Annotated in this window: 4 protein-coding genes; all 4 read right to left on the reverse strand. The window is 68.9% G+C overall.

The window, feature by feature from the left end:
• Positions 1-1,428: Ppx/GppA family phosphatase (locus tag GJV64_RS11095; protein WP_235927704.1), on the reverse strand; the 1,428-nt coding region annotated here is incomplete at its 3' end.
• A complete protein-coding gene (locus GJV64_RS11100) occupies positions 1,421-3,601 on the reverse strand; it encodes an RNA degradosome polyphosphate kinase (protein ID WP_164157293.1) in 2,181 nt (726 codons plus the stop codon). The genes GJV64_RS11100 and GJV64_RS11095, both read right to left, overlap by 8 nt.
• Before the next feature lie 64 nt (positions 3,602-3,665).
• Complete coding sequence (locus GJV64_RS11105; protein ID WP_164157294.1) at positions 3,666-4,274, reverse strand: HdaA/DnaA family protein; 609 nt, start codon at positions 4,272-4,274, stop codon at positions 3,666-3,668.
• Positions 4,271-5,185: heavy-metal-associated domain-containing protein (locus GJV64_RS11110; protein WP_164157295.1), on the reverse strand; the 915-nt coding region annotated here is incomplete at its 5' end. The genes GJV64_RS11105 and GJV64_RS11110, both read right to left, overlap by 4 nt.

A 5,185-nucleotide genomic window follows, 5' to 3' on the forward strand; every position in this document is an offset into this window, starting at 1 on the left:
CCGCAGCACCAATGCCGTGCCATCGCGCTCCAGCCGGCTGGCCGCCAGCGCGGCAGCGGTGCCGCCGGTCAACCGCTGGCCCAGCCGCAGCGCCAGCCCCCAGGCGCGGGCGTGGAACAGCAGCGCGGGCGGCGCCAGCCGTTGCAGCATCGCCATCACCGGCGCATCCGGGCTGCCGCCAAAGCAATGATGCAGGGCGGCCGCCAGTGCGGCCCGTTCGGCCGCCGTCACGGCCACCCAATTGCCGTGCAGCGCCACGTCCACCCCGCGTTCGGCGCGGAAATCCGGGTGGGCGCGCCACGCGATGTCGGACAACAGGCAGGCTGCCAGCCGCAGCCGGCGCACGGGCTCCGGTTCGTCGGAAAACAGCGGGTCCATCCACGCGAACAGCATGTCGCCATGCTCGGCAAAGCGGCCCTGGCGCGCGCCTTCCTGGCGGGCAGCAGTGATCAGCGGATCGAGCGCCTGTTCCTCGGCCGGCAGATCGGCATAGAGCAGCCCTTCGCGCAGGCCGAAGCCCGAGGCGATGACCCGTGACGAGCCCAGCTTCTTGACCACGGCAGCCAGCAGCATCGCCGCGCCCGGCAGCGTCGGCAGACGTGCGGTGGACAGGTGCGGCACCTGCTTCAAGGTCGCCAGGTCACTGTGAACGAGGCTGCGGAACAGGGTTTCAGGCGCGCCGGACGGCATTTCATACTGATGGACGATGGGCAGCGGATGCTGGCTCATCCAGATGTGGATCTGGGCCAGTGCCCGCCATGATCCGCCCACCATGTAGAAAGGCCGGCCGCGCCCTTCGTGCGCCCAGTCCACCGTGTCGAGCGCCTTGCGGATGAACGGCGCCAGCGCCCGGCGGTCGCGCTTGCGCACCGCATCGAGCCGCAGCGCGCCGATCGGCAGCGACGTGCGGCTGCCGATCTGGCCATCCTTCACCCGCACCAGTTCGAGGCTGCCGCCGCCCAGATCGCCCACCACGCCATCGGCATCGGGAATGCCGGACACCAGCCCCAGCGCGGCGGCGCGGGCTTCGGCCTCACCGTCGATCACTTCGATGGCGAGGCCGCATTCGGCCAGCACCCGGTCGATGAAGGCCGGGCCGTTCTGGGCCTCACGTACGGCCGCGGTAGCCACGGTGCGCACCTGGGCAATGCCCATCGCCTTCACCAGCGCGGCAAAGCGCTTCAACCCGGCCACCGCTACCTCGATCGCGCCGTCGGCCATGCGGCCGCGCTCAGTCAGACCGCGGCCCAGCCCCGCCATCACCTTTTCGTTGAACATGGTGGCCGGCACCCGGCTGCGGCCCTGATAGACCACCAGGCGGATGCTGTTGCTGCCGATGTCGATGATGGCGCAGCGATCGTCTGTCGCCGGTCCCGGCGTTGGCGACAGGCCGACCCGGCGCGCCAGGCTGATCATGGGTTCAGGCAAGCCCGGCGGCATCGCTGTCCTCGGTCAATTCGTCATGTTCGTCGGGCAGCATCAGCACCGGCACGACATCAGCATCCTTCATCTGGCCGCGCCCGGACAGCGAGGGGTTGGTCATGAAATAGCGGTGCAGGTTGAACGGTGCATCGCGGCCCGGCGCCAGGCGGGCATAATGGCCATCGGCATTCATTGCCCAGCTTTGCTGGTTGTCCTTGAGGTTCGCGACCACCACCTGGTCCATCACCTGGGCATGGACGGTGGGGTTCTCCACCGGCACCATGATCTCCACCCGGCGATCGAGGTTGCGCGGCATCCAGTCGGCCGAACTGATGAACACGCGGGCATGGCGGCTGGGCAGTTCATGGCCGCCGCCGAACACGCAGATGCGGCTGTGTTCGAGGAAGCGGCCGATGATCGACTTCACCCGGATATTCTCCGACAGGCCGGGCACGCCGGGGCGCAGGCAGCAGATGCCGCGCACGATCAGATCAATCTCCACCCCCGCGGCGCTGGCTTCATAGAGCTTCTCGATGATGCCGGTATCGACAAGGCTGTTCAGCTTTACCCAGATGGCGGCCGGGCGGCCCTTCTTCGCGTGGGCAATCTCGGCATCGATCAGGGCATAGAGCCGATCGCGCATGGCCAGCGGCGCCATGGCGATCTTCTCCAGCCGGGTCGGCTGCACGTAGCCGGTGATGTAGTTCATCACCTGTGCGGCATCGCGCGCCAGCAGCGGATCGGCGGTAAAGAACGACAGATCGGTATAGATGCGTGCGGTGATCGGGTGATAATTGCCGGTCCCGAAATGCACATAGGTGCGGATGCCCGCGCCCTCGCGGCGCACCACCATCGACAGCTTGGCATGGGTCTTCCATTCGACGAACCCATAGACCACCTGCACGCCGGCGCGTTCCAACTCGCTGGCCCAGCGGATATTCTGTTCCTCGTCAAAGCGCGCCTTCAGCTCCACCACCGCCGTCACCGACTTGCCGGCCTCGGCGGCGTCGATCAGCGCGCGCACGATGGGACTGTTCTTGCCAGCGCGATACAGCGTCTGCTTGATGGCGATCACGTCCGGATCGGCCGCGGCCTGGCGCAGGAAGGCCAGCACCACTTCAAAGCTCTCATAGGGGTGGTGGACCACCAGGTCCTTGGCGCGGATGGCGGCAAAACAGTCTCCGCCATGTTCGCGGATACGCTCGGGAAAGCGCGGCGTGTGCGGATCGAACTTCAGGTCGGGGCGGTCCTCCTCGACCAGCAGGGCAAGATCGTTGATGCCCAGCACGCCCTCCACCAGGATGGTGTCGCGATCGTCCACGCCCAGCTGGCCCTTGACCAGGCTGAGCAGGCCGGGCGGGGCGGATTCCTCCATGGCGAGGTGGATCACCTCGCCGCGCCGCCGGCGCTTCAGCGCGGTCTGATAGAAGCGCACCAGGTCCTCGGCTTCTTCCTCAACCTCGATGTCGGAATCGCGGATCACCCGGAAGGCGCCGCCGCCAACGAGATCATAGCCGGGGAACAACTGCCCGAAGAAGGCGCGGATGGTGTTCTCCAGGCTGATCCAGCGCGCGTGGCGGGCCGTGCCACCCGGCAGGCGGATGAAGCGCGGCAGCATCGCCGGCAGCATCAGCAGCGCGCGCAGCAGCTCGTCATCGGACTGGCGCCGCAGTTCCAGGATCAGCGAGAAGCCCTTGTTGGGAATGAAGGGGAACGGGTGCGCCGGGTCGATCGCCTGCGGGGTCAAGACCGGGAAGATCTGGTCAAGGAAATGCGCTTCCAGCCACTGGCGCTCGGCCTTGGTCAGCTTCTCGGCGGTCACGACATGAACGTCGGCGCGGGCCAGTTCCTTCACCAGCAACGCCCAGACGCGCTGCTGTTCCTCCATCAGCGCATCAGCGCGGGCCGCAATTGCGATCAGCTGCTGGGCCGGGGTCATGCCCTCCGGGCTCAGCGTTTCGATGTTGGCGCGCACCTGGCCGCGCAGTCCGGCGACCCGGACCATGAAGAACTCGTCGAGATTGTTGCCGGAAATCGACAGGAAGCGCAGCCGTTCGAGCAACGGGTGGGCGCGGTTCATGGCCTCGGCCAGCACCCGCTCGTTGAACGACAGCCACGACAGCTCGCGGTTGAAATAGCGTTCCGCCGGCGGCAGCTGGGGCATTACCTGGATGTCCATCACCCTTCTCTAGCCGATCGCGGCGCCGGGCTTAAGCCCTGAGCGCAGCGCCGCGAAGATAAGTTCAGAAGAGACTGAACTGGCCGTCGATCACCTCGCGTGCGAGCGGGATGGTCACCGCCCGCCGCCGCGCCAGCGCCGCGGCATCCAGCGCCGCCACCACGCTGCGTGCCGCCGCCAGGCTGCGCTCGATGCGCAGCACCAGCCAGTTCACCAGATCATCCCCCACCCTGATGCCGCGCTCGGCGAACAGCTTGGCGATCACCGCGGCCAGCAGCTCGTCATCGGGATCGCCCAGCCGCACCAGTGGTGTCGCGGCCAGCCGGCTGGCCAGATCAGGCAGGCCGTGGCTCCAGTCGCGTGGCAGCAACGCGCTGGTGAGCAGCAATGGCCGTGCCCGCGTGGCTGCATTCCAGGCGTGGAACAGGCCTTCCGGGTCGGCGCTGTCTGCCGCCTCGATCACCAGCGCCTCGTGGTGGGCGGCAAACCAGGCCGCGAGGTGGGACTTGCCGCTGCCCGGCGCGCCGACCAGCAGCGTCACCGGCACCGGCCACAGGGCTGGTGCAGCCAGCCAGGCCGCCGCGTCGCGATTGGCCGCCGAGATGGCCAGCCGTTCCGGGTCCAGTGTTTCGGGCCAGACCAGCGGCAGCGCCGGCTCGGGCGGGGCTGTCATTGCAGGGGGTCGGCAGGCAACGGGCGGGCGGGGCTGCCGGCCGGCGGGGCTGCGGGCAGATCGGTGGCCTCCGGCTCCGGCGCCGCGCCGATCAGCGTCACGTCTTCGGCAAGCGGGGCCAGGTCGACCGCCAGATCCGGCTCGGCGCGCAGCAGACCGGCGCGCAGCGCGCCGGCATAGAGCGCATCGCTGCGCCTGACCCCTTCGTCCATCAGGCCGGGCAGCGCGTCCTCGCTGCGAACGGAGAGCGCGAACCGCCCCAGTTCGGTGCCATCCGGCCCGTGGCGGACGATGAACAGGCCGCGGATCGGGCCGCCGGGGAAGCGGCGGGTCAACTGCACCTCGGCCACCAGCACGTCCACCGTGTCAAACCGCGCCATGATGGTGCGCCAGCCTTCGTGATCGCGACGGCGGGCCTGCCAGCCGTTGAGCCACAGATTGTCGCCCGGCGTGCCGGCCGGCAGCACATAATCGATCGGCGTGACATTGCCTCTGTAGCGCGCCCAGGCGTCGCGCCAGGCCGTCGGCGCCTGGGTGAGCGTGGTGGCCCCGCCATCCACCAGCAGCGGCAGCAGCAGCATGGGCGGCGATTGTAGCAAAGCAAGGCTGCCCCCGAGCCGTTCGGCGGTGCGGCTGCGATCGAACACCACGCCCAGCCGCGCGATATAGCGGTTGGCCGAAAACCGCTCGCCCTGGCTTTCGATGCCGGCCACCATGGCATCGATCTGCGCGTCCGAAAGACGGGGTGCATCGGCCTCGGCACGGCCGGTCAACCGGGCCCAGAGCTGCGGCCAGGCCCGACGTTCGGCCGCGCGCCAGGCGGTGCGGCGGGCCTCGTCCACGCTCCTTGCCGTCACGTCGACCGCGATGCCGCCAACTGCATAGGCGCTGCCGCCGCCGCCCGAACGGTC

The sequence above is a fragment of the Sandarakinorhabdus rubra genome (assembly GCF_010994245.1).
GTDB classification, from domain to species: Bacteria; Pseudomonadota; Alphaproteobacteria; order Sphingomonadales; family Sphingomonadaceae; genus Sandarakinorhabdus; species Sandarakinorhabdus rubra.